Annotated in this window: 21 protein-coding genes; 11 read left to right on the forward strand and 10 right to left on the reverse strand. The window is 47.7% G+C overall.

The annotated features are described in order from the left end of the window. Window positions 1-20: 20 nt before the first annotated feature. Window positions 21-752: a YebC/PmpR family DNA-binding transcriptional regulator gene (locus ACY0JR_RS04610; protein WP_462632733.1), complete on the forward strand. Its 732-nt coding sequence runs from the start codon at window positions 21-23 to the stop codon at window positions 750-752. A 490-nt stretch (window positions 753-1242) separates the two neighbouring features. On the opposite strand, the gene ACY0JR_RS04615 is transcribed toward ACY0JR_RS04610, so the two are convergent. Continuing rightward, window positions 1243-1770 (reverse strand): 3-hydroxyanthranilate 3,4-dioxygenase, encoded by a 528-nt coding sequence (locus tag ACY0JR_RS04615; protein ID WP_462632734.1) that lies wholly within the window; start codon window positions 1768-1770, stop codon window positions 1243-1245. A 305-nt stretch (window positions 1771-2075) separates the two neighbouring features. On the opposite strand from ACY0JR_RS04615, the gene ACY0JR_RS04620 reads away from it, so the two are divergent. The 3 genes from ACY0JR_RS04620 (at window position 2076) to ACY0JR_RS04630 (ending at window position 6820) form a co-directional block, all read left to right on the forward strand. Next, window positions 2076-2864, forward strand: coding sequence for an SDR family oxidoreductase (locus ACY0JR_RS04620; RefSeq protein WP_462632735.1), 789 nt, complete (start codon window positions 2076-2078; stop codon window positions 2862-2864). A gap of 185 nt (window positions 2865-3049) precedes the next feature. Next, the gene (locus ACY0JR_RS04625) at window positions 3050-4492 is read left to right on the forward strand and encodes an aldehyde dehydrogenase (RefSeq protein WP_462632736.1); all 1443 of its coding nucleotides are present in this window, start codon (window positions 3050-3052) and stop codon (window positions 4490-4492) included. Window positions 4493-4633: 141 nt separating this feature from the next. Continuing rightward, complete coding sequence (locus ACY0JR_RS04630; RefSeq protein WP_462632738.1) at window positions 4634-6820, forward strand: S9 family peptidase; 2187 nt, start codon at window positions 4634-4636, stop codon at window positions 6818-6820. A gap of 445 nt (window positions 6821-7265) precedes the next feature. Here the strand turns inward: ACY0JR_RS04630 and ACY0JR_RS04635 are convergent, their stop codons facing one another. The 3 genes from ACY0JR_RS04635 to glmM form a co-directional block, all read right to left on the reverse strand. Next, window positions 7266-8228 (reverse strand): L-threonylcarbamoyladenylate synthase, encoded by a 963-nt coding sequence (locus ACY0JR_RS04635; protein ID WP_462632739.1) that lies wholly within the window; start codon window positions 8226-8228, stop codon window positions 7266-7268. A gap of 164 nt (window positions 8229-8392) precedes the next feature. Then, window positions 8393-9535, reverse strand: a complete 1143-nt coding sequence (locus ACY0JR_RS04640; RefSeq protein WP_462632741.1) for a cysteine desulfurase family protein — start codon at window positions 9533-9535, stop codon at window positions 8393-8395. 178 nt (window positions 9536-9713) lie between these two features. Next, window positions 9714-11108, reverse strand: coding sequence for a phosphoglucosamine mutase (gene glmM, locus ACY0JR_RS04645; RefSeq protein WP_462632742.1), 1395 nt, complete (start codon window positions 11106-11108; stop codon window positions 9714-9716). A 698-nt stretch (window positions 11109-11806) separates the two neighbouring features. Here glmM and mazG point away from each other — a divergent pair. From mazG to ACY0JR_RS04680, 7 genes are all read left to right on the forward strand, one after another. Then, entirely contained in the window at window positions 11807-12631 is an 825-nt protein-coding gene (gene mazG / locus ACY0JR_RS04650; protein WP_462632743.1) for a nucleoside triphosphate pyrophosphohydrolase, read from the forward strand. Between the two features lie 262 nt (window positions 12632-12893). Then, window positions 12894-13757, forward strand: coding sequence for a MotA/TolQ/ExbB proton channel family protein (locus tag ACY0JR_RS04655; RefSeq protein ID WP_462632744.1), 864 nt, complete (start codon window positions 12894-12896; stop codon window positions 13755-13757). A gap of 32 nt (window positions 13758-13789) precedes the next feature. Then, entirely contained in the window at window positions 13790-14395 is a 606-nt protein-coding gene (locus ACY0JR_RS04660; protein WP_462632745.1) for an ExbD/TolR family protein, read from the forward strand. A 15-nt stretch (window positions 14396-14410) separates the two neighbouring features. Then, a complete protein-coding gene (locus ACY0JR_RS04665) occupies window positions 14411-14947 on the forward strand; it encodes an ExbD/TolR family protein (protein ID WP_462632746.1) in 537 nt (178 codons plus the stop codon). Continuing rightward, a complete protein-coding gene (locus ACY0JR_RS04670) occupies window positions 14947-15771 on the forward strand; it encodes an energy transducer TonB (RefSeq protein ID WP_462632747.1) in 825 nt (274 codons plus the stop codon). The genes ACY0JR_RS04665 and ACY0JR_RS04670 overlap by 1 nt, the downstream gene beginning before the upstream one ends. A 383-nt stretch (window positions 15772-16154) precedes the next feature. After that, window positions 16155-17102: a PstS family phosphate ABC transporter substrate-binding protein gene (locus tag ACY0JR_RS04675; RefSeq protein ID WP_462632748.1), complete on the forward strand. Its 948-nt coding sequence runs from the start codon at window positions 16155-16157 to the stop codon at window positions 17100-17102. A gap of 287 nt (window positions 17103-17389) precedes the next feature. Continuing rightward, complete coding sequence (locus ACY0JR_RS04680) at window positions 17390-18628, forward strand: tetratricopeptide repeat protein (protein ID WP_462632749.1); 1239 nt, start codon at window positions 17390-17392, stop codon at window positions 18626-18628. Window positions 18629-19381: 753 nt separating this feature from the next. Here ACY0JR_RS04680 and ACY0JR_RS04685 read toward each other — a convergent pair. The 6 genes from ACY0JR_RS04685 to porG form a co-directional block, all read right to left on the reverse strand. Further along, the gene (locus ACY0JR_RS04685) at window positions 19382-20452 is read right to left on the reverse strand and encodes an RluA family pseudouridine synthase (protein ID WP_462632750.1); all 1071 of its coding nucleotides are present in this window, start codon (window positions 20450-20452) and stop codon (window positions 19382-19384) included. 93 nt (window positions 20453-20545) lie between these two features. After that, a complete protein-coding gene (locus ACY0JR_RS04690; protein WP_462632752.1) occupies window positions 20546-21163 on the reverse strand; it encodes an OmpH/Skp family outer membrane protein in 618 nt (205 codons plus the stop codon). A 19-nt stretch (window positions 21164-21182) separates the two neighbouring features. Further along, window positions 21183-21863, reverse strand: a complete 681-nt coding sequence (locus ACY0JR_RS04695) for an OmpH/Skp family outer membrane protein (protein WP_462632754.1) — start codon at window positions 21861-21863, stop codon at window positions 21183-21185. 29 nt (window positions 21864-21892) lie between these two features. Further along, entirely contained in the window at window positions 21893-24475 is a 2583-nt protein-coding gene (locus ACY0JR_RS04700; protein ID WP_462632755.1) for a BamA/OMP85 family outer membrane protein, read from the reverse strand. Continuing rightward, window positions 24475-25221, reverse strand: coding sequence for an isoprenyl transferase (locus ACY0JR_RS04705; protein ID WP_462632859.1), 747 nt, complete (start codon window positions 25219-25221; stop codon window positions 24475-24477). The genes ACY0JR_RS04700 and ACY0JR_RS04705 overlap by 1 nt, the downstream gene beginning before the upstream one ends. 83 nt (window positions 25222-25304) lie before the next feature. Beyond that, the gene (gene porG, locus ACY0JR_RS04710) at window positions 25305-26039 is read right to left on the reverse strand and encodes a type IX secretion system protein PorG (RefSeq protein ID WP_462632756.1); all 735 of its coding nucleotides are present in this window, start codon (window positions 26037-26039) and stop codon (window positions 25305-25307) included. Window positions 26040-26074: the final 35 nt, after the last annotated feature.

Here is a 26074-nt window from a genome sequence, read left to right on the forward strand (position 1 = left end):
CTTCGTTTTAGAAAACTGCAATGGGAAGAGCATTTGAGTTCCGGAAAGCCCGGAAGATGAAACGCTGGGACATGATGTCCAAGCAGTTCACCCGCATAGGGAAAGAGATTGTGATGGCCGTGAAATCTGGCGGTCCCGACCCAGACACCAACGCCCGTCTGCGCGTGTGCATCCAGAACGCCAAAGGGGTGAACATGCCCAAAGACCGCGTGGAAGCCGCCATTAAACGTGCGCAGGGCAAAGAAGAAAGTGATTACTCAGAAGTTGTATATGAAGGTTATGGCCCGCACGGCGTAGCCGTTCTGGTAGAAACCGCTACCGACAACGTAAACCGCACCGTGGCCAATGTGCGCATGCACTTCAACCGCACTGGCGGTGAGTTGGGACGCACCGGCCAGTTCGATTTCATCTTTGAACGCAAAGGCGTGTTCCACCTGAACGGGGAAGGCCTGGACATGGAAGAACTGGAACTAGACCTGATTGACTTCGGGCTGGAGAGCATTGACAAAGACGAGGAAGAGAACGAAATCATCATCCAAACCTCTTTCGCTGATTTTGGAGCGATGCAGAAAGCCCTGGAAGAGCGCGGCATCCACGTAAAAACCTCTGAACTGCAGCGCTACCCTACCGTTCTGAAAGAACTTTCCCCGGAGCAGCAAGAAGACATGACCAAACTTCTGGACCGCCTGGAAGAAGACGATGACGTGCAGGCCGTGTACCACAACATGAAAGAAGACCACGAAGAAGAATAAGCTCCTTTCAGCCCGTTTTCTGGAAATTGGCTTTAAAACGACTAACATAGCAAAGGCCCGCTTTCTCCAGAGAAAGCGGGCCTTTGCTATGTTAGTAGGCAGTAAGGATTAGTCTTTGTCTAGTAACTTATCTATTGCCATTATACCCAATGGAATTCCTGCCCCTATCAGACCTATAAGGGCAAGATACATAGAAAGGTAGAAAGGCCACACAATTGCTCTAAGGACAAAATCAGCCCCTAATCCCATCTGCATGAGCGGAAACGCCACTATACAATAGACAAATGGCAACACACTAATGGCTAAGGAAAACTTAAGTATGTTCAAAGAGGTACGTAAATGCTTTTTATACACCTTAAAAACCCAGAATAGAAGGATTCCTAGAGGCACAAGGCAAATTAGAATCGGAGCCATAAAATATAAGGTTTCCTCCATCTAAATCTTTATTATAAAAAGTTTAGTTCCTCTTTAGCCACTCCTTGAATAGAAATTACTGCACCGGAGCTGGCTTCGCCATTACTTCCCCGCAGTTGGAGCAGGTGCGTTTCTCGTCTGAGGCCCAGAAAGCGTTCATGACTACAGGCAATTGGCCCACAATATCAGAAACGGGAATAAATTCTTCGTACAGTTTGGTATTGCAGTTCTCGCAGTACCACTGGAAACCGTCTAGTTCACTTTCATCGCGATAGCGTTCCATCACCAAGCCTACGGTATTGGGACCACGGCGCGGGGAGTGTGGCACGTTGGGTGGAAGCAGGAAAATATCGCCTTCGTTGATGTGAATGTCTTTGAACTCGCCATTGTCAATCACCTTCAGCACGATGTCGCCTTCCAACTGGAAGAAGAACTCCTCGCCGTTGTTGATGTGGTAATCTTTGCGCGAGTTGGGTCCGCCCACCACCATCACAATAAAGTCTTTGTTGTCTTTGTACACCTGTTGGTTGCCCACCGGCGGCTTGAGCAGGTGGCGGTGTTCTTCTATCCATTTTTTGAAATTGAAGGCAGGTTGTAAGGCCATGATAGTAGCGTTTGAGTAGATAATGCGTCTTTGGTTTAGGCCAGAGACTGCTCCAAGGTACGAAACCTCTTGCACAAAAGATAGACGCCGTTTTGAAGCCATTTCCTAAAAAGTAGCACTGAAATAGTAGTAACAAAATGCTGAAAGCTCTTTGGCATTCTGCCAGTATCTTGTCAGTTACGTAAGTACTACCGCTTGCCCACAAGATCTTTCCAGGATGACAAGAAGGGAAAGGAACAGGTCACCGCAATATTTCCTATTTTGCTTACTCAGAACTCAGCACTCAAGACTCAGAACGTTTTATAATGGATTTGAATTTACAGCACAAGCACGCCGTGGTCTGCGGCAGTACGCAAGGCATCGGGAAGGCGGTGGCTCTGGAGCTAGCGCTATTAGGCGCCACAGTCACGTTGGTAGCCCGAAACGAAGAACGCCTCCAAGAAACCTTGCAGGAACTCTCCACTGAGGCCGGACAGCGGCACCAGTACGTAGTCGCCGATTTCAGCCGCCCGCGCGAGGTGCAGGAGCGTTTAGAGGCCCATTTAGCGAAACTAGGCGAGGCGCATATCTTGGTCAACAACACCGGCGGTCCGGCAGGCGGACCAGCCTTAGACGCGGCGCTGGAAGAATTCGAAAATGCTTTTGCGGCGCACCTGCTGTCTAACCATGTGCTGGTACAGGCGGTGGTGCCCTACATGAAAGAAGCCGGTTATGGCCGAATCATCAACATCATCTCCACCTCGGTGAAGCAGCCTATCAAAGGATTGGGCGTATCCAACACCATCCGGGGTGCCGTCGCTAACTGGGCGAAGACTCTTTCCTTTGAACTGGCCCCCTTCGGAATTACAGTGAACAACGTGCTACCCGGTGCCACCCTCACCGCCCGCCACCACTCGCTCATTGAAACTCGCATGCAGAAAACCGGCCTCCGCAGGGAAGAAATTGAAAAAGAGATGCTGGCAGGCATCCCGGCCAACCGTTTCGCGGAACCCGCCGAGGTAGCCGCTGCCGCTGCGTTTCTGGCCTCCCCCGCCGCAGGCTACATCAACGGCATCAACGTACCAGTAGACGGCGGACGTTTGGGGAATCTATAGCGGCGTTACACCGTAACGCCGAGGCTGAAGTCCCAAAGAGGTATCTCAACGCCTTAGCCGTTTCTATAACGATTGGCCTGAAAGACCCTTTATAGTTGAATAGAACGATATTTACCTAGGAGAACCTCGGCGTTACAGTGTAACGCCGCTACGTTTTTTTTGCATCCAACCTCTAGCGTTTCCCCATGCTGCACCTCCAGAACTTCCTCAACGGCACTTTCCAAGCTCCAATTTCTGGCGCGTACCTGCCCAATATCAATCCGGCCACTGGTGAAGTGTACTCGCAGATTCCTGATTCTGATGAGCGCGACGTGCAGGCAGCCGTGGAAGCGGCGCAGGCCGCGTTTCCAGCCTGGTCCTCGCTGTCCGCTGAGAAACGGGGCCGTTTTCTTATAAAGCTCTCCGAGCTGATTGACCAAAACCTGGAGCGCCTTGCCGAAGCTGAGACCACCGACAACGGCAAACCGCTTTCGCTCTCCAGAACCGTCGACATCCCGAGGGCCAGCAGCAACCTGTACTTCTTCGGGACGGGTATCCAGCACTTCGCCTCCGAGGCCCACACCATGGAAGGCGTGGCGGTGAACTATACGGTGCGCAAACCATTGGGCGTAGTAGCCTGCATTTCCCCGTGGAACCTTCCACTTTATTTGTTTACCTGGAAAATTGCGCCTGCCCTGGCTGCCGGGAATTGCGTGGTCGCCAAACCTTCTGAGATTACACCCTACACTGCTTTTCTGCTGGCAGAACTATGCGTGGAGGCCGGTTTACCTGCGGGTGTGCTGAACATCGTCCACGGCACCGGCCCCAAAGTGGGCGCGGCTATGTGCGAACACCCCGAGGTGAAAGCCATTTCCTTCACCGGCGGAACTCAAACCGGCAAAACCATCGCGCGTACGGCGGCACCGATGTTCAAGAAGCTGTCGCTGGAATTGGGTGGCAAGAACGCCACCGTCATCTTTGCCGATTGTGACTTTGAGAAAACGGTGAACACTGCTGTACAGGCTGCCTTCTCAAACCAAGGCCAGATTTGCCTGTGCGGCTCCCGCATCTTAGTGGAGCGCCCACTGTATGACCGTTTCAAGGCTGCTTTTCTGGAAAGAGTCAAAAAACTAACGGTAGGCGACCCCATGGAAGCTGATTCCAGAATGGGTGCGTTGGTCTCTGAAGCGCATTTGCAGAAAGTGCAGCAATACATTGCCCTGGCGCAGGAAGAAGGCGGCACGCTGCTCACCGGCGGCGAACGGGTGCACCTGGAGGGCCGCTGTGAGAACGGCTACTTTCTGCAGCCCACCGTCTTTGAAGGCCTTCCGCACACCTGCCGCACCAACACAGAGGAAATCTTTGGACCGGTAGTCACGCTCATGCCGTTTGACACCGAGGAAGAAGCGCTCACCTACGCCAACTACACGCAGTATGGCCTGGCCGCTTCGGTCTGGACGCAGGACCTCACCAGAGCGCACCGAGTAGCGCATCAACTGCAATCAGGTATTGTGTGGGTGAACACCTGGCTCCTTCGGGATTTGCGCACCCCGTTTGGCGGCACCAAGCAAAGCGGCGTTGGACGGGAAGGCGGCTGGGAAGCCCTTCGCTTCTTTACCGACCCGCAGAATGTGTGCATCAAGTTTTAATTGATTGAGGGAGTGAGAGACTGAATGAATACTTGCGTGCCCTATTATTCTCCCATTCATTCAACCATTCAATCTCTCATTACCTAATAATTGCCTAAATTTAAGGCTACGAACTTTCTAACCGACCGAATGAAACATAGAATGAACCGCTGGCTTGTTGCGGCCTCCTGCCTTTTGATGGCGGTAAGCACCCAAGCCCAGCAGAAACGCGATTTTGATTTAGACGACATTTTCCGGAAAGGCACCTTTCAGGCCCGCTCGGTGTACGGCGTGAACTGGATGCGTAACGGCCAGTTTTACTCCTCGCAAGTAGCCGACCAGGCCAACCAAGCTGTGGACATCGTGCAAGTAGACGTGACTACGGGTCAGCCGGTGAGCACTATTATTGAGGGCGAGGCCATCAAGGTAAACGGCAAAACGCTGGAGTACGATGACTATACCTTCAGCGCAGATGAGACCAAAATCTTGTTTGAGACCGAGCACGAACCTATCTACCGACGCAGCAGCAAAGGCCATTTCTATGTGTATGACCGTGCCAGCAAGAAACTACAGAAACTTAGCCAGGGCGACAAACAGAGTTACGCTACTTTCTCGCCTGACAACAAATTCGTGGCCTTCGTGCGGGACAACAACCTGTTCTACGTAGACTTAGCTACCATGCAGGAGCGCCAGATTACGAATGACGGTAAATGGAACTTCATTATCAATGGCGGTACCGATTGGGTGTACGAAGAGGAATTCGGGTTTGCGCAGGCGTTCTTCTGGTCGCCGCAGGGAAACCAGATTGCCTTCTACAAGTTCGATGAGAGCCAGGTACCCGAGTACAACATGCAGATGTGGGGGCCGCTGTATCCGCAGGACTACAAGTTCAAGTACCCGAAAGCCGGGGAGAAAAACGCCACGGTATCCATCTACACCTTCGACCTAGGCTCTGGCAAAACCACCAAGATGGAAACTGGCAATGAGGCCGACCAGTACATCCCACGCATCAACTGGACCAACACCCCTAACCTATTGTCCATCCGGCGCATGAACCGTTTGCAGAACACCCTGGAGATTCTGCACGCCAACACGCAGACCGGCCAGAGCAAAGTGGTTCTGAAAGAGACTGACAAAGCCTACATTGACATCACTGATGATTTGACCTACCTGGCCAATGGCAAGCAGTTTGTGCACAGCTCTGAGAAAGACGGCTTCAACCACCTGTACCTGTATGATATGAACGGCAAGTTGGTACGCCAAATCACGAAAGGCAAGTGGGAAGTAAGTAGCTTCTATGGTGTAGACGAGAAAAACAACGTAGTGTATTTCACTTCCACCGAAGTTTCGCCCATGGAGCGCCATTTGTACAGCATCGGGTTGAACGGCAAGAACAAAAAAAGCCTTACGCCCGCCAAAGGCACGCACACCATCAACTTGAGCCGCGATTTCAAATATTACCTGGACTATTACTCCACCATCACCACGCCTACGGTGGTGAGCCTGCACACCTCAGACGGCAAGCAGATCAAAGTCTTGGAAAGCAACGAGAACCTGAAAAACACGCTGGCCACCTACAACCTGCCCAAGCCCGAGTTCTTCCAGTTCAAGACCTCAGAGAACGTGACCCTGAACGGCTACACCATCAAACCTACTGACTTCGACCCGAACAAAAAGTACCCGGTGCTTATGTTCCAGTACAGCGGCCCCGGCAGCCAGGAAGTAGTAGATAGCTGGAGAGGCCGCAATTACCTGTGGCACAGTTATCTCACCAAGCAAGGCTACATCATTGCCGTGATTGACAACCGGGGTACCGGCGGCCGCGGCGCGGAGTTCAAGAAGATGACCTATGGCAACCTGGGCCACTATGAAGTGATTGACCAGATTGAAGGCGCTAAGCATTTGGGCAACCTGCCGTACGTAGACAAAGGCCGCATTGGTATCTGGGGCTGGAGCTTCGGGGGCTACATGAGTTCGCTGGCCATCACCAAAGGCGCTGATGTTTTCAAAGCGGCCATTGCGGTAGCTCCGGTGATCAACTGGCGTTTCTATGACTCCATCTACACCGAGCGCTTCTTGAAACTGCCGCAGGACAACGCCAAAGGCTATGATGACAACTCGCCCATCACCCACGCGAACAAGCTGCGCGGCAAGTACCTGCTCATTCACGGCACCGGCGATGACAACGTGCATTTCCAGAACTCTATTGAGATGGTAAACGCCCTGGTGAAAGCCAACATTCCGTTTGAGAGTGCCTACTACCCTAACCGGAACCACGGCATCAGCGGCGGTAACACCAGCATCCACTTGTTTACCAAGATGACCGAGTTTATCCAGCGTAACTTGTAGTCTGAACTTACCTTTGAACAGAAAACGCCAGCCTTTTAAGAAGGGCTGGCGTTTTTTGTTTTAGACCTGTTTTGAAGCTACTTGCTAAAAATCAGCCTCAAAATAAAATAACAAGAAACGATTAGTAGACAGCCTCCGGCTCGTGTCCGCACGCATTCCTTACGCTTCCCCCTCTTTTGTCATCCTGAAAGGATCTAGTGAGCAAACGGTAAAAGCGCTTAAGACAAGGCTTTCTAGTTCGCCCACAAGATCTTTCCAAGATGACAAAGTGGGATGGATGGAAAGCAAAGGAATAAACCAGCGCATCGAATGTTTGTAAGAAAGCAAAAGATTAGGAATTCGTGCGGACACGAGCCGGAGGCTCGCGCCAGCGTTAGAGTATGGGAAAAACTTGCTAACCATTTAGAGGCTGATTTCTGTAAAACGGCTCCAAAACGCTCAGCCCCTAACCTTGGAAACTCGCGCGTTGCAGGCGGTCATTGATGGCGCGGCCTAAACCTTGTTCTGGCATCGGCTCTGCCAGAATTACGTCAATGGGTTGTTCATCTAAGGAACGCAGGGCGGAAAACAGGGTACGGGCGGCTTCGCCGAGGTCGCCATTGGCGGAAAGCTGGATTTGCTGTTCAATAGGAACCTGCGGGAAATTTTTTCGAAGCGAAATGGTACCCACTCTGGCGGGGTCTACCAATTGGAGATTCTCTTCAATGGAGCCTAGCAGCACCTTCTTGCGAGGCGAGTAATGACTGCTGAGCATACCGGGGGCGGCGGGATTGGACGAAGATGTTTTAATACGCGCTTTGGAAATCTGCACTACTTCTTCCAGTTCCTCTAAGGCCAGGCCGCCTAAGCGGAGTACTTCTACTTCATCTCCATTCAGACTTAGAATGGTGGATTCAATGCCCACGGCGCAGGCACCTCCGTCCAAAATATACGGAATACGGCTGCCCAATTGGTTCTGTACGTGCTGGGCCGTGGTAGGGCTCACATACCCGAACGGATTGGCGCTAGGCGCCGCCACTGGGAAAGGCAATTGCCTCAACAAATCTAGCGTAAGCGGATGGTTGGGAATGCGCACCCCAACGGAGTCATGGCCCGAGGTGACCAGCAAGGGAATATGTTCTGCTTTGGGCAAAATGAGCGTTAAAGGGCCGGGCCAAAAACGCTCGGCCAGCAGATAGGCCACATCGGGTACTTCTCGGGCGATGGTGCTTACCTCAGAAATAGCGTGCGTGTGCACAATGAGCGGGTCAAATGCAGGACGGTTCTTGGCCTCGAAGATTTTCACCACGGCGGCCTCATCGTAGGCGTTAGCGGCCAGTCCGTACACGGTTTCGGTGGGTATGGCGACTAAATCGCCTTGGGTAAGATATGCGGCGGCTTTTTGTAAATCTTTGCCTAGGTCTGCCATGTCTGTAGAATGATATTGCAAAGCTACTACGGTTCTGCTTCACATTCAGCCTACTGAAGGGAAGACACACCACGTTTTTAGGTTATTTTTCTGTAAACAGGCCTAAAAACAGAAAGCCCTGCGGCAAGGCAGGGCTTTCTGTGTATCAATTACTGTGTTTCAACTTACACGGCTTCTTTCTGGTACAGTTTCGCTAAAGTAGCCACCGCGTAGTCAATCTCTTCTAGGGTGTTGTATTTACTAAACGAGAACCGCACGTTGCCGCGCTCCATGTCTGTTCCAATAGCACGTAACACATGGGAACCTAAGTCTACGCCACTGGTGCAGGCGCTTCCGCCGGAGGCGGATATTTTAGCAATATCTAAGTTAAAGAGCAGCATCTCGTTCATGTCTGAGGCCGGAAGGCTCACGTTCAGAACGGTGTAAAGGCTTTTATCAGCTTCGGCCGAAAGGCCGTTGAACTGCACGTCTTCTATCTGCTCGCGCAGTTTAGAAACCATGCGGTCTTTCAAACTTTGGATGTGGCGGTGGTGCTCGTCCATATCGCGGTAGGCAATTTCCAGGGCTTTGGCTAAGCCCACAATGCCGTACACGTTCTCGGTGCCACCGCGCATGTTCCGCTCCTGCGATCCACCTTGGATCAATGGATGGATCTTCACCGAGGAATCTACGTAAATGAAGCCTACACCTTTGGGACCGTGGAACTTATGACCGGAACCTACCAGAAAGTTCGCGCCCAACGCCTGTACATCATGACGATAGTGGCCCATGGTCTGCACCGTATCTGAGTGGAAGATGGCGTTGTACTTCTTGCAGATATCGGCAATAGCCTGGATGTCGTTCAGGTTACCCAATTCATTGTTGGCGTGCATGATAGACACCAACGTGCGGGGCTGGGCCGGCAAGGTTTCTTCTAAATGCTGCAAATCCAGCACGCCATTGGCATCTACGCGTAGCATGGTCAATTCAATCTCGCCGGTCTTCTCCAATGCCTCCAGCGAGTGCAAGACTGCGTGGTGTTCCAGTGGCGAAGAGATGGCATGTTTGATACCCAGGCTGCGGATAGAGCAGATAATGGCCAGATTGTCGGCCTCGGTACCGCCGGAGGTAAAGAACACTTCTGAGGGCGAGGCGTTGATTAAGCCCGCAACTGTTTTCCGGGCACCTTCAATGGCCGCCCGCACCTGCCTACCGTGCGCGTGTATAGAGGATGGATTTCCGTAATGTTCCAGCATGAAGGGAGCCATTACCTCAAAAACTTCTTTATCCAGGGGCGTAGTCGCCGCATTATCTAAATATACACGCATGATAGAATTTACTTTTTACAACAACAGCAAGTGAAACAGGTACGGTTCATAATTTTAAGACTTTACGCAGGCAGAACCTGGTATTTTAAGCAAGAAGAGTGGCAAGCCGATAGACAAGGAAAACACTGAAGTTTCGGTTTAAGGTCAACTTTTCAGAAACCAGCCCTAAACTGAAGCCCTACTCAGATTTCTCTGAGATGATTTCTTTGATATCGCCAATGATTTTGTTCGCCAGGTGGTCAGCGGTGGAAAGGCTGTCAGACTCAGCGTAGATTCTGATGATGGGCTCGGTGTTGGATTTACGCAGGTGCACCCATTCTTTGTTGAACTCAATCTTGACGCCGTCAATGGTGTTGATGGGCTGCTTGGCGTATTGTTTCTGCACTTTGGCCAGTACCGCATCTACGTCAATGTCTTTGGTAAGCTCAATCTTGTTTTTAGAGATGTAGTAGTTAGGATACTTCGCCCGTAACCGCGACATTCTTAAGCCAGATTTGGCCAAATGCGTTAAAAACAGCGCAATGCCCACCAACGCGTCACGGCCGTAGTGCAGTTCTGGGTAAATGATGCCTCCATTGCCTTCGCCGCCAATAATAGCATTCTGGGCTTTCATCATGTTTACCACGTTCACCTCGCCCACGGCAGCCGCAAAGTATTGTCCGCCCGCTTTCTCAGTTACGTCGCGCAGGGCGCGGGTAGAGGAAAGATTGGAAACGGTATTTCCTACCTGGTTTTGCAAAACGTAGTCAGAAACAGCCACCAGCGTATATTCCTCACCGAACATGCTGCCATCTTCATTGATCAAGGCCAGGCGGTCTACGTCTGGGTCTACCACAATACCCAAGTCAAACTTCCCTTTTTCCATCACGCGGGAGATTTCACCCAAGTTCTCAGGGAGTGGCTCAGGGTTATGGGCGAAGTGCCCGGTAGGATCGCAGTGAATTTTCTCAATGTGCTCCACGCCCAGTGCTTCTAAAAGCATAGGCACGGCGAAACCGCCGCTGGAGTTCACGGCGTCTACCACTACCCTAAAGTTTTTGGCTTTAATAGCCTCCACGTCTACCAGCGGCAGATCCAGAATGGCTTTGATGTGCTTCTTCAGGAATTTATCTGATTGGGTATATTTCCCCAGTTTGGTCACTTCCGCGAACTGGAAAGACTCCTGCTCGGCCAGTTCCAGCACCAGTTTTCCTTCGGCGTCGTTGATGAACTCGCCGTGCTGGTTCAGGAGTTTGAGGGCGTTCCATTGCTTGGGATTGTGGCTGGCCGTCAGAATGATTCCGCCGCCGGCTTTCTTGGCCGGAACGGCCATTTCTACGGTGGGCGTGGTAGAGAGACCTAGATCAATCACGTTAATGCCCAACCCTTGCAAGGTGGCAGCCACTAATCTGTTCACCATTTCGCCAGACAAACGGGCGTCACGGCCAATCACAATGGTATCATTCTGGGTGGTTTGCAGTACCCAGGTACCAAACGCCGCCGCAAATTTCACTACATCTACCGGGGTAAGGGCCTCTCCCACGTTCCCCCCAATTGTACCTCTTATGCCTGATATTGATTTTATAAGTGCCACAGATTCCTATTTTTGAACATGCAAAAGTAGTAAAATTGAAACGAATCAAAGCAAAGAGAAATATAAAGGCCCCAATATCGCTACTTTTGCCAGTCTTGCGCAATTCTTTAACACCGCTAAAAACAAGCGTTTGCCAGATTATTAGCTGAAACATGCCTAAAACTGAACCACAAGGAAGCAGGGCAACAGAGTAGCACATTTCCTATTATACAGGAGCAAGCAGAACCTGTGTGCGGTTAGACAAGCCTGGCGTTTATAGGCATCTTTCTCAAAAACACCCTTAAAACCACCTGCGCCTTTTACCTATTCCCACAGATAAACACCTATTTCTTTAGGTAAAGTATTCAAGTGCATTCCTAAAAACCTATCTTAGCTTCAGGTATTCCTGCCGGTGAAGAACGCTGGTTTGTTTTCACCTGCCACGCATGGCCCTAGACAGTAGCCGCAGAAAGATTTATTTTTTTCTGTTTCCTTTATGGAATCCTGAACAGGCGTGCATCATGGTAGTAAATAAATCGTTCTTCGCGCAGACAAGGTCTAAGCCAGAACGTACTTGTTTCAGCTTTTTTTCTGAAAAATGCTTGAAAACAGGTCCGCCCCCTACTGCACCGTCAAAGTTTATGGTTTGTAGTGTTACTGCTTTAGGAAGAAAGTGCGTATAGCGCCTGAAATCCTTACATTACGTTTAAATTTGTTACATGGAAACCCCCGTAGTACCCGCTTACTCCAGACAGGCTCAGCTTACTGCTTTTAACCGTCTGCTGGATATTTTAGATGATTTGCGTGAAAAATGCCCTTGGGACAGGAAGCAAACCATGGAAAGCCTCAGGCACCTCACCATTGAGGAGACCTACGAGCTCTCTGAGGCCATTCTCACCCAGGACTTACCGGAAATCAAAAAAGAACTAGGCGACGTACTGCTGCATCTGGTTTTCTACGCGAAGATTGCTTCTGAACAAGGGGCGTTTGACATTGCCGATGTGTTGAATGCCCAGTGCGACAAGTTGGTTTTCCGGCATCCGCATATTTACGGAGACACCAAAGCCGACACCGAGGAAGAGGTTAAAAAGAATTGGGAGAGCTTAAAGCTTAGAGAAGGCAATAAATCAGTTTTGGCCGGCGTTCCTTCATCACTTCCGTCCATGGTGAAAGCCATGCGCATCCAGGAGAAGGCCCGCGGCGTTGGATTTGATTGGGATGAACCCTCTAAAGTATGGGAGAAGGTGGAAGAAGAGTTAGCCGAGTTCAAGGCTGAGTTTGACAAACCTCATTTAACACAGGAAGACAAGGCCAAAGCGACCGATGAGTTGGGCGATGTTTTCTTCTCTCTCATCAACTTTGCCCGTTTTCTGGACCTTAACCCTGAGGAGGCCCTGGCTAAAACTAACCTGAAGTTCATTCACCGTTTTCAGTACCTTGAGCAGGCTGCAGCAGCCCAGAGGAAGAAGCTGAGTGAGATGACTCTGGCCGAAATGGATGTCTACTGGAACGAAGCAAAAACAAAAAACAAACCTGGGGAGTAGTATTAATATTCTTAAGTATATTGCAGAATGATTGGATTTTTTCAGTAAATTTTGCGGTATTATTTGATTTTTTGCGATTTAATCCCTAGGCTTGTATTTAGGTAGCTCCTAAACTAAGGTCATTCTCTTACTGAATTAATCATATTAAGGGAATTATTAATGTCAAAAGAGCATTTAACTTTTTAACAACCAATTCATTATTAACACTAACTCAAACAACTAACACAGTAACACAAACAACTAAACCTAAATTTTAGAAAAAATGGAAAGAAAGAGTGCACCTGCAACTGCAACTACAAAACCAGCACAACAGAAAGAAGGCAAAGCAGGCTCAATGTTCGCAAGTATTGTAATTCCGGTAGCTATTATCGCTGCTGTTTGTATTTATCTGTTTATCCTTGGTAATGGAGCCAACTTTGAGGGCGGTGACAACGCAAACCACCCACTACCAGGCAATATGTTAGGCCAGGTGTATAAAGGTGGTTTTATTGTACCAATCCTTATTGCCATTAACATTCTGGTAATCACTTTCTCAATTGAGCGTTTCTTGACCATCAACAAAGCCAAAGGCGGTAAAGGTCTTGAGTCTTTCGTGAGAAGTGTACGTCAGAAGATGAACAATAATGACATCAACGGCGCTATCGCTATCTGCGACCAACAAAAAGGTTCTGTAGGTAACGTGGTAAAAGCGGGCTTACTGAAATACCAAGAAATGCACAATGAGCATGGTATGACCAAAGATCAGCGTATCCTGGCTATCCAGAAGGAAATTGAAGAAGCAACTGCTCTTGAGTTACCAATTCTGGAGAAAAACCTGGTAATCATCTCTACTATCGCCTCTATCTCTACTCTGGTAGGTCTTATTGGAACGGTATTGGGTATGATTAAAGCGTTCGCGGCTCTTGCAACGGCAAGTGGTGCACCAGACGCTACCCAGTTGGCAAACGGTATCTCTGAGGCCTTGATCAACACTGCCCTTGGTATTACTGGTTCTGCTATCGCCATTGTTGCTTACAACTTCTTCACCAGCAAAATTGATGAGTTGACGTACAGCATTGATGAGGCTTCTTACAGCATCATTCAGACGTATGCCGCTCAGCACACTGAGAACAACAGAACCATCTAATTAAACGGAACTTCTAACGTAGAAGGTAAAAAATGCCTAAGGTAAAACCACACAGAACCTCTCCCTCCCTGGACATGACGCCCATGGTGGACTTGGCATTCCTTCTGGTAACGTTCTTCATGCTTATATCGAAGTTCGCGCCAGAGGAAGTGCTGGTAGTGGATACGCCGTCTGCAACAACAGAAATCAAGGCCCCAGATGCCAACGTTATCACCATTAGCATTGGTAATGATGAGCGGGTTTTCTTTGGCGTAGACGACAAAAACACTAAACTGAGACTGATAGATAAAATAAGTGAGAAATACGGCGTAGGCTTCACGCAGCCAGAAAAAGAAGTATTTGCTTCTCTGGCTTCCTTTGGAGTTCCTATCTCTCAGCTTAAATCCTATCTGTCTATGAAACCCGAAGATCAGAAAAAGGTAAACCAACCAGGTATTCCTATTGATTCTGCAAGAAATGAGTTAGGCGACTGGGTACAATTAGCCCGTTACTCCAACCCTCAGTCCATTGTAGCCATCAAAGGAGACCAAACTGCAGGTTATCCGGTAGCTGGTCGTGTAATTGAGATCTTACAAGACAAGAACGTGAACCGTTTCAATCTTGTGACCGATATGGAAGTTAAACCTGTTATTAAATAACGAAAGGGAAACGACATGGCAGAGATACAACAGTCCGGCGGAGACGAGGGCGGTAAAAAGCGGGCCAAGAAAGGCTCTACCAAGGTGGACATGACGCCCATGGTGGACTTAGGCTTCCTGCTGCTTACTTTCTTCGTAATGACCACCACATTGGCTAAGCCACAGATCATGGAAATTAACATGCCTGTGAAGCCAAAGGACCCAATTGAACAAAACGAGCTGAAAGCATCTAATGCCTTTACCGTTTTACTTGGCGCAGACAACAGAATTTTCTATTACCGTGGCTTGCACCAGCCTAACGTTGGCGCAATCCCTACGGTTGAGGAAAGCAACTGGTCTGCAAACGGTATCAGAAAAACGGTATTGGAAGCTACACGCGCCAACCCTAACCTGGTAGTACTGATTAAAGCTGATGAAACCTCTTCTTACAAGAATCTGGTAGATATCTTAGACGAAATGGCCATCACCAGCACCCAGAAGTACGCTGTGGTAGAGTTAGACAACGCAGACGCTACACTACTTAGAAACGCAGAGAAAGGAGGAGCGCAATAATGGATAACCAACGTTTAGCCACCGCTACTCTAGATGATATGGTTTTTGAAAACCGTAACAAAGAGTATGGAGCCTACATGCTTCGTAAACTATATACGAAGAATGTGAACCGGGCAATTGTTATTGCAATCGTTCTGTTTGTTCTCTTCTTAAGTATTCCTTTGATTCAATCAATGTTCAAAGGTGAGGAAGAGACCTCAGTAGCACCGGTAGTAAAAGTAGTGGACTTGGCCGCACCACCTTCCGTTGAGAAGATTGTGCCACCACCACCACCACCACCAGATGCTCCGCCACCCCCACCACCTGTACGGTCAACCGTTAAATTCACGCCTCCGGTAGTGAAGAAAGACGAAGAAGTAACTAAGGAAGAAATTCCAGACGTAAAAGAGCTTCAGAAGACCGATGCTGGTACAGAAACTGTAAAAGGTGACCCTACGGCACCGCCAACCCTTGAAGGCATTGAGAACGGTACTGGCCCAACTGGTCCGGTGCAGGAAGTCTTTGAAGACAAGGTGTACATTGCGGTAGAGAAAATGCCTGAGTTCCCGGGCGGAATGGCAGCCATGATGAAATACATGGGTGAGAAATTCCGTATCCCATCAGCCGCGCAGCGTGCTGGTGCTGAAGGTAACGTGGTACTCTCTTTCGTGGTAGGCCCAACCGGGGAAATCACCAACATTGAAGTTCTAAAAGGCCTTGGTTATGGTCTTGATGAGGAAGCCGTACGTGTAATCAAGGGTATGCCTAAGTGGAGCCCAGGAGAGCAGAACGGTCGTAAAGTATCTGTAAAATATACAGTTCCTTATCGCATCGTGATCAAATAAGCCAACCTGCATTGGTTCTTCACAAGAAAAACTCCGGAGACAGACATTCCTTACAGAATAGTTTGTCTTCGGAGTTCTTTTTTACCAGTAGACTTCGCTTTTTACGTAACATCCTTAAAGACAAACCATAAGGAGAAACATGAGTTATTCCAGAAGACCACAACGCACGTCCCAGAGAAGTACCTATGAGAATGTCATGAAATATGTGTCACTGCTCATGGTGCTCCTATACTTTGGCTTCGGCTTATACGTTCTTCTTTCTAGTCCCAAGCAGATACCTTTCCCTAGGGAGTATAAATATATCTTTGGCGGACTGCTCCTTTTCTATGGTTTGATTAGATTTGTGAGAGCGTATCAACAATACTTTAAAAAAACCAGACGAAATGAAGAAGATTAATCTTTTAACTTTTCTATTTACTGCAGGAGTAGCCCTTGCTACCATTTCCTGTGGTCAGTCTGGCGGTAGAACAGCAGACACACCCACCAGTGGTACTATCAAGATAAGCGTAGATGAATCTTTTGCACCTATTGTAGATGCCCAGATCCAGACCTTTCAAGGTTTGTACAAATACGCCAAGATTAATGCCGTCTATAAGCCCGAAGTTCAGGTAGTACATGATCTCCTCAATGATACCATCCGCTTTGCCATCATGGCCAGGCAGTTGAACGATCAGGAGAAGGCTGAATTTGAGAAGTTCAAGATAACGCCCCGCGTCAACAAAATCGCCATAGATGGGATAGCGCTTATCTTAAACAAAGAGAATACAGACACTACCCTCACGTTGCAGCAGGTTAAAAGTATTTTCACCGGGGCCACAACAAACTGGCGCCAACTGGACCCCTCGGCCCAAGACGGCAAAATCACCATTGTGTTTGACAACAGTAATTCCAGCACGGCTCGCTTCATTCTGGATTCCATTAACCAGAAGAAACCACTTCCGCCTAACACCTATGCCTCTACGTCTAACTCAAAACTGGTTGACTACGTAGCACAAAACAGGAACGCCATTGGCGTAATAGGTGTGAATTGGATCAGTGACCGGCAAGACAGCGCCGCCATTAGTTTCCTCAATAGAGTAAACGTGGTAGGTATTAGCCGCAAAGAAAACCCCACTTCTGAAGACGACTTTGTACAACCTTACCAAGGTTATTTAGCTCAAGGAACTTATCCTCTACGCAGAGAGGTTTTTATAGTAAGCAAAGAGGCCCGGGCAGGACTTGGCACAGGTTTTGCATCTTTCATTACTGGTGATAAAGGCCAACGGATTATCTTGAAATCAGGCTTAGTCCCAGCTTCTATGCCAGTACGGATAGTAGGGTTCAGACAATAATTAAACCAGAGTTTCACTTACACTAACAACCAAAACAAATGACTAAGAACTGGAAGACGTATGGAGTTTTAGCGGCTGCTTTCCTTTCTGCCGCTGGAGCCTCAGCACATAACAATGAGCTACGTTCTGGTAAGATTGAACTAACACAATCCTCCCAGGCGGAAGTAGCATTCGCTTCCTACACTGTACAAGATAATTCTGCTGCCGGTTTGGTAAAACAAGGCAAAGCAGCTCTTGAACAAAATAGAGTAGCTGAAGCGCAGCAGCTGTTTGATAAAGCATTGTCCATGACTAAGAACAAGGACAATAATATCAAGATCATGATTGGAGAAGCCTATGTTTCCTCTGGCGTGAAAGATCTGTCTCCGGCCATTAAAGTTTTAGAAGATGCTACTAGCAAAGACACCAAAAACGCCAATGCGTTTGTTTTACTAGGTGATGCCTACCTGCACAACAAAACAGTTGATGGTGGTAAGGCAATGGCCAATTATGACAAAGCACTTGCGGCAGACAGCAAATTTGCCAAAGCGCACCTGCGTAAAGGCCAGCTTTACGTGCAGTCCCGCAACTTTACACAGGCCAAGGAAGCATTAGATGCCGCTATAGCAGCTGATCCTAACTATGCCCCTACCTACCTGGAGTTAGCAGAACTATATTATCGCGCAGAGCAGTATCCTAAGAGTTCTGAGTACATTAAGAAGTATGTGTCAATGGCTGAAAATACGCCAGAGACCCGTGCAAAGTATGCCTCTATTCTTTACCTGACAAAGGATTACCCTACTGCCATGACAGAAATCCAATCTGTTCTGAAGAGTGATCCTAACAATATTGCTATGAATCGTTTGTTGGCATACACTTACTATGACACCAAACAATATGACAAAGCGCTAGAAGCCATCACTGCTTACTTTAACAAGTATGATGAGTCTAAGCGTATTCCGTCAGATTACGAGTACTATGCTAACATACTTGTAGAAAACAAAAAGCCACAAGAGGCAATAGCGGTTATTGAGCAGGCGAAGAAGGTTGACCCCAAAAATCCTTTGTATGATGATCTTTTGGCAAAGCAATACCTTAGCCTTAAAAACTATCCTAAAGCAATTGAGGCCTACAAAGCCAAATTTGCGACTACTCCTCCCAACAACACAGATCTCTTCTACTACGGTTATGCCCATGAGTTGAATGATGATTTCAAAACAGCCGATAGTGTGTACGCCATCATCACCACTAACAACCCTACGTATGCGTATGGTCATTTCTGGAGAGCGCGTGCAAACTATAGCTTAGACCCGGAAACCAAGCAAGGATTAGCAAAACCTCACTATGAGGAGTTTATTAAGCTTACTTCAGGTGATAAGGAGAAGTACAAGAAAGACTTAATCACGGCTAACAACTACCTTGGCTATTACTATTATACCAAGAAAGACAAAGCCAATGCCACTAAATACTGGCAAGAAGTGAAAGCCTTAGACCCAACTAACGCTGATGCCACTAATGGATTGAATGGTCTTAAAGCCATGAAGTAATCTTTCTTCAGGAACATAAAAAAAGCGCCTCTTTACGTTAAGAGGCGCTTTTTTTATGTTCCTGAAGAGATCTAGTAATACTAAATGTCATAAACAACCTTCCATTAGTAAGGACTTCAAATAGTTCTTGGTTTCTACTTTTCAAGTTGCTAGCGCGAGCCGGAGGCTCGCGCCAATAGCGGTACAGACACAAGCAGGTGCTTCCTACAGGAAATACCTTAAAATGAATGGAAGAACGCAAATCCTAGCTGGTATAACTGGTATAACATACCTAATCTTAAGCCCTGCCGAGGTTCTCCGCGAATTTGAAGACTCGCTGCATCCGCAGTCACTAGATCAGAGTCTCGCCCCAGTTTGTAAACGCAAAGTCGCCTACTCCAACCTTGTAACATCTTTAGACCTGCAAGCGCCTGTGCCACTGCGTTTAAGCCTGTTTTCCACAAAACTGCCCTAAAACGTTAATTCATGCACACATGACAGGTTTATAGTTGAATGGAAGTAATAGAGCTTGACAAAATTTATATGTAAAGCTTTTTGATAACCTAAGAACCGACCATTAGCGATTATAAAGCAAACGGGTTATACAAAGACCAAGCGCTTTTGAGTCAATTTTGGGAAAACAATCCCGAAACGGGTTTAAGGACAGATCTCTTTAGAAAGGTTAACCAAAGAAGTCTTTCTTCTAAACCTTATTAGCTCAACCTATGTACCATTACTCTTCTCCGCAATCGAAGACAGACCTCTGCTCTTTCATCAAGCGTTACTTCTGCTCTGAAGAACTTGCCCGTATTGACGCCATTTTTCCAATGCAGCTACAAAATCAGCGGGTAAATCAGACTCAAAGAAAACAAACTGCTGGGTAGTAGGATGAATGAAGCCTAGGGATTTAGCATGTAACGCTTGTCTGGGCAGTACGTCAAATGTATTTTGGACGAAAGCTTTATAAGAACCGGTTTGCTGTCCTTTTAAGATTCTATCGCCGCCATAGGTAGCATCATTGAACAAGGGGTGTCCCAGGTACTTCATATGGGCTCTGATCTGGTGCGTGCGTCCTGTCTCCAAATTACATTTGATCAGACTGCAGTACGTGAAGCTTTCCAGCACCTCATAGTGGGTAACAGCCGGTTTCCCGAATTCACCCTCAGGGTAAACGGCCATCACCTTTCTGTCTTTCGCGCTCCGACCTATATGCCCCACTATGGTTCCTTTGGCTTGAGCCGGAACGCCCCACACCAAAGCATAGTACGTTCTTTCAATGGAGTGGTCAAAAAACTGCCTAGCCAGAAAAGTCATGGCAAACTCAGACTTGGCAATCACCAATAACCCTGATGTGTCTTTGTCAATCCTGTGCACCAAGCCCGGGCGAATCTCTCCGTTTCTGGAGGTAGGAAGGTTCTGCAGGTAATACACTAAACCGTTGACCAGCGTGCCAGACCAGTTGTTATACGCCGGGTGCACCACCATTCCCGGAGGTTTATTGATGATCATCAGCTCCTCGTCTTCAAACACAATGTTCAACGGAATGTTCTCCGGCACCACATCTGTGTCTCTGGGAGGATTAGCCAACGTAACCGTGATGACATCAAGTGGCTTTACTTTATAGCTTGCCTTAGTGGGTTTTCCATTGATTTGGACAGATTCTGCCTTGATCGCATCCTGTAGTTTGTTCCGGGTTACGTTAGGCAAACGATCCATCAGGAACTTGTCAATTCGCAACAGGGCCTGGCCCTTGTCCACCTGAATACGGTGATGTTCGTATAACTCATCTGAATCGGCGCTAGCCAACTCTTCATACTCGTCTTCTGTGCCCTCAGGTAATTGCATCTGATTTACGCCTGTTATTCAAAATGTAGCACAAAAATAAAGAGCCGGTAACGATAATCGTTACCGGCTCTTTATTTAAAGAGGTCTTAAACCTTATTTTTTCTTCTTAACCGGGGCTGCATTTTGTACAGCTGGTTTAGGAGAAGTAGAAGTAGTACCTGGAGTAGCGGCAGAAGCAGCGGCAGCACCTTTAGGAGCAGGTGTTACACCAAGGTCTTTCAACACAAGGTCAGTGAAGTTGTTTCCATCTTCTGGACCATACAACAAAGCTTCAGCGGTAAAGATGTGGGTATAACCGTTCTCTTTGGCTACTTTGTCAATAGACTTCTGAATTTTGTTCATCACAGGCTCTAAGGCAGCTTGCTCTTTTTTCTGCAAAGAAGCATCAGCGTTACGCTGGAATTCTTCAATAGAGGCTTGTAACGTGGTTAATTCTTTTTCTCTATCTGCTCTCACCACATCAGTCATAGTAGGAGCACCTTTTTTATAAGCTTCTACTTTTGCCTGATAGTCTTTGTATTTATTCTGAAGCTCTTTCTCCAATTGGCCGCTGTGCGCTTTCAGATCTGACTCAATCTGACGGCTCTCAGGCAATTGGCTAATGATGTAGTTGGCGTTGGTATAACCAACTTTCACGTTTCCTGTCTGTGCGAAAGAAGCCACGCTCACTAGCAAGAAGGCAGCTACTAACAGAGATTTCAATTTGTTCATTGTAAGTTACTTAGTTTGTTTAATTGTTTTTCTTTTTAACCGGAGGTGCTTTGCGCACTGGTTCCGCTTTTTTAGTCGTCGGGTTCTCTGAGGTGGTTGCTCCTGCGGGGAGCGGTGGCACGTCAGCCGGGTCATCTACTAAAGCGTTTGCCGGACGGGCTCCTGCGGTGTTTTGTTCTTTAGATGCAAGGCCTAGCTCTTCCAATACAAATTCAGTGTAATCATGCCGGGGATCTGTGTACAACATCACTACATCTCCAGACTTGTCAAACATAAAGTTCAACCCGCGTTGCCGAACTACCTTCTCAACGGCTTCAAATAGTTGGTCCTGTACGGGCCTGATCAGTTCTTGCCGTCTTTTGAATAAAGAGCCCTCAAACCCGAACATCTTCCGCTGGTACTCCCGTATTTCGGCGTCTTTGCGGCTGAGTTCTTCCTGCCGCTTCACTTTCATGTCGGGCGTTAACAAGATCTCTTCAGCCTGATAACTCTTTTGGAGCTTTTCAAGTTCCGCACGCATGCCTTCAATTTCTTTCTGCCAGGTCTGCGACAGCTTTTCTACCTCGGCCTGAGCACTGGCATACGCGGGCATTTTCTGCAAGATAAAACCAGAATCAATATAGCCAAAGCGCTGCGCACTCACGTCCTGCCCAAATAGGAGGAACAAGCTCACCAACAAAAAGCACCCTAACTTCTTCATCACACTTACCTTAACAAATTCTGTTCCAATTATCTGATTTGTTGCCCAATGATAAAGTGAAACTGACCTCCATTGGCACCAGGGCGTCCTGGTACGGTATCAAGTCCCCAACCATAATCAAAGCCCAACAAACCGAAAGCAGCCATAAATACCCTGGCTCCTACCCCTACAGAACGATACAGTTTGAAGGGATCGTATTCACGGTAACTTCCGAAGTTATTACCAGCCTCGGCAAACCCTAAAACAAACACGGTAGCGGCAGGGTTCGGAGAAATTAGGTAACGTAGTTCAGCCACATATTTATTGAAGGCGATACCACCTGCACCGTTTGGTGAGATACTTTCGTCTTCATAACCTCTCAAACCAATATAATCTGTAGCTACAATGAAAGAGCCTCCACCTAAACCTGAACCTCCTAATTTGAATCGTTCAAATGGACCAATTACACCTTTAGAGCTGTACGTCCCAATGAAACCAAAATGAGCCCGGGTGTTCAAGGCAAGTTTACCGTTTCCGCTTAATGAATGGAACCAGGAAGCATCAAACATCCACTTGTGGAATTCAATCCACTGAAAATTATTTACCGTGCTCTTAAATAAAGAGTAAGGCGGCGTAAAAGTCACGTTCAGTCCTATAGAAGAACCTGAACGAGGGAAGGTTGGTTGGTCAATGCTGGACCGGGCAAAAGATGTAATGAATGAAATGTTGTTCGCATCTCTGATCTGGTTTGCCTCTTCATAGTTTCCGAAAATGGCAGAGGCGTTGCTCATATTATACCGGAAGTAAGAAATAGAATTACTTAAGGTAAAATAATCATCTGGCCACCGCAGCCTTCTTCCCAGGTTTACGCTTGCACCAGTAATGTCAATGAAAGATTCTTCTCTCTGTCCGAATTCATCTTGTTGGTTATACCGTTGAATAGACTTGCTCAAGCTTACCGTCAAAGAGTTTGGTCTGCGTCCGCCTAACCAAGGTTCTGTAAACGACAATGAATAAGACTGGTATCTTTTACCGTTCGCCTGAATATTGAGAGCTAGACGTTGTCCATCTCCAGACGGAACAGGGCGCCACTCTTTCCAGTCAGTTGCTTTGCGCAGTGAGAAGTTGTTCAACACCAAACCAACCGTTCCTACCGCACCGAGGCCACCACCCCAACCACCAGACAAGGTAATTTGATCATTTGGCCGCTCCTCTACTGTGTAACGGATGTCTACCGTACCGTTCTCAGGATTAGGGATGGGTTCCATTCCGATTTTCTCAGGGTCAAAATAGCCCAGGTTGGAAAGCTCCCGCTGTGAACGAATCAAAGCTGATCTGCTGAAGTTCTGCCCTGGCAATGTGCGTAATTCACGAAGGATTACGTGGTCACTTGTCTTGGTATTTCCGGTAACAGTGATTGAGTTCACCGTAGCTTGGGTACCTTCGCTTAAACGCAGTTCAATGTCAATAGAATCGCCTTCTACGGCAACCTCAACGGGTTCAATCTGGAAGAACAGGTAACCATCATCCATGTAAAGCGAGGTTACGTCATTTCCGTTAGGATTATAGTTCAGACGTTTGTCTAGTTCTTCTCTGTTGTAGATATCTCCCTTGTTCAGACCTAATACTCTGGACAACATGGCATCGTCATACAGGTAGTTACCGCTCCAGGTAATGTTACGGTAGAAATATCTGCGCCCTTCGTCTACTACAATCTTGATGCCTATGCGGTCATCACTAATCTTGTAGATGGAGTCTGAAACAATAGTTGCATCCCGGAAACCTTCCGAGTTGTAAAAATCGATCAGGAGTTTCTTATCTGCCTCGTACTCCGTTTTGTTGAACTTAGCGCCTGTGAAGATTTTATAGAATTTCTTCTCTTTGGTCTTCTTCAGCTTACCTTTTAATTTGCTTTCGCTGAAAACGACATCATCCTCGTCGCTCCATAAACCAGAGATGAATCCACTTATACCACTCTTTTTAGTTATGCCAGTAGCAGGGTTGGTTCTTTCAATATCCAGCTCTCCAATGCGAACCTTCTCTCCTTTGTCTACTCTAATCTCCAGAGCCACACTGTTAGAAATAACAGAGTCTGGCGTTTGTCTGATTACCACCTGGGTATTCAGATAGCCTTTATCCTGGAAAAACTTCTGGACCGTAGTACGGGTGGAGTTCAAAAGTGCATCTGTCACTACTCTACCTTTATTCAAGGCGACAGACTTCTGTAGATCTTCTGATTGGGCCTTCGTGGTTCCAGAAAAGTCAAAACGCGACAAACGCGGGCGCTCTGTTAAAAAGAAATCAAGGTAAATGGTATCGTCCTCAATCTTAGTGGCACGCACATCTACCCCACCCAGAATTCCCTGGTCCCAGAGTTTTTGAATGGCTCTGCTGATGGCATCACCAGGAACATCAATTTCATCGCCAATTCTTAACCCCGTTAAGGAAATCAACGTACTAGGGTCTAGGAACTTTGCCCCACTTACCGTAATACCCCCTATCTTGTATTTACGAGGATTTGCGTAATCAATGGAGGTGGTCGTGTTGTTGCCACCTACCCCTAGTCTGATCTGCGCATTGGCAGTTATACCAGACGTCACTAAGAGGCATAACAGCCAAAAGTACTTACTCATTAAGAATGTGCTTTTTGTAATTGTTCGCTTGTCTTTCCAAAACGACGTTCCCGTTGCTGGAAAGCAAGTATGGCTTCATAAAGATGTTCTTTCCTGAAATCTGGCCAGAGCAGGTCTGTGATGTACAGTTCTGTATAGGCTAATTGCCAAAGCAAGAAGTTACTGATCCGTTGCTCCCCACTGGTTCTGATTAAAAGCTCCGGATCTGGCATGCCAGCCGTATTCAGGTAATTCTGCACGGTATCCTCATTGATCGCCTCTGGCTCCAACTCTCCCGCTTTTACCTGCGCCGCAAGCTTTTGCATGGCGTTAACCAACTCCCAACGGCCGCTATAACTCAAAGCCAGCACCAAGGTCATGCGCGTGTTCTTGCTGGTGAGTTGGATGGCTTCTTCCAGTTGCTTTCTACAGGCTTGAGGCAGCGCGGCCGTATCACCAATAGACTGTAACCGAATATTATTTTTATTCAAGGTCTCCGTCTCCTTCCGGATGGTGCTGACCAATAACTGCATTAGGGCTTCTACCTCATACTTTGGTCTTGACCAGTTTTCTGTGGAAAAAGCGTAGAGAGTCAAGTAATGCACCCCCAGTTCTGCTGCGGCTTCCACTGTTTCGCGCACAGCCGTAATAGCATTCTGGTGCCCAAAAATCCTAAGGTTGCCCTTTTTCTTTGCCCACCTACCATTCCCGTCCATAATAACGGCAATGTGTTGGGGCAAATTGCCTATGTCAATCTTTTCCTTCAGGCTCATTAAAAAGAAATTTCAATGCAATTTAGGAAAAGCTTTGCACATTTTACTCATCTGATTCTACTCTACCCCTACACCTCTTACTTAATGGGGCAGTGAATCTTGTAAAACGTATAGGAAATACTAACACCGTTGTAGAAGTACAGGTCTCTGCTGTACGGATTCATCACCTGCTCATTCTGATTTGCCAGGTTATCAAAATCATCTGTGAAGAGAACCCTAACGCCTGCCTCAAGCCCTAAATTCCAATGCTCAGAAAGCGCGTACTTTACACCAGCCCCAACGGGAACCGCAAAAGCGAAACCAGTTCTGTAGGCTTGCTCCTGATCTGTGTTGGCGGGGTAGATAATGGCAGGATCCTGGCCAGTTGTCTTGTTATTGTATACCACCCCTGCCAAACTCACGGTGAAATAAGGTGTCCAGCGGATGTTACGTCTGAAATCATAGTAATCCATGAAGTTATAGTCAATGCCGCCGCTCAGTTCCAAAAGGCTGGTAGTAACGGTGGCTTGTCTATACATAGACAACGGTAATTCTCTAGCCAGGAAAGAAGGATTGTCTGTATAGGCTTCATCCTGGGCCTTTATTCTACCCAACAGCAAACTGACTTTACCGGTCAACGCACTGGAAAGATCCCTTTTATAGAAAATAGTGAGCGCCGGCCGGTTACTCTGTAACCGATACCTGGGAGCCACATCTCCTTTGTAAAGAACGCCACCAATCCCTACTCCTAGTTCACTGGTGGTTCTAGGTTGCCCCGTTTGCTGCTGCGCAATGGCAGGTACTACAAAAAAAACACTCCCTATTTGTACCAAGGTGCAAATAAGGAGTGCGCGTACTGTTTTTAGAA

Source organism: Rufibacter sp. JT3400010 (assembly GCF_054956755.1).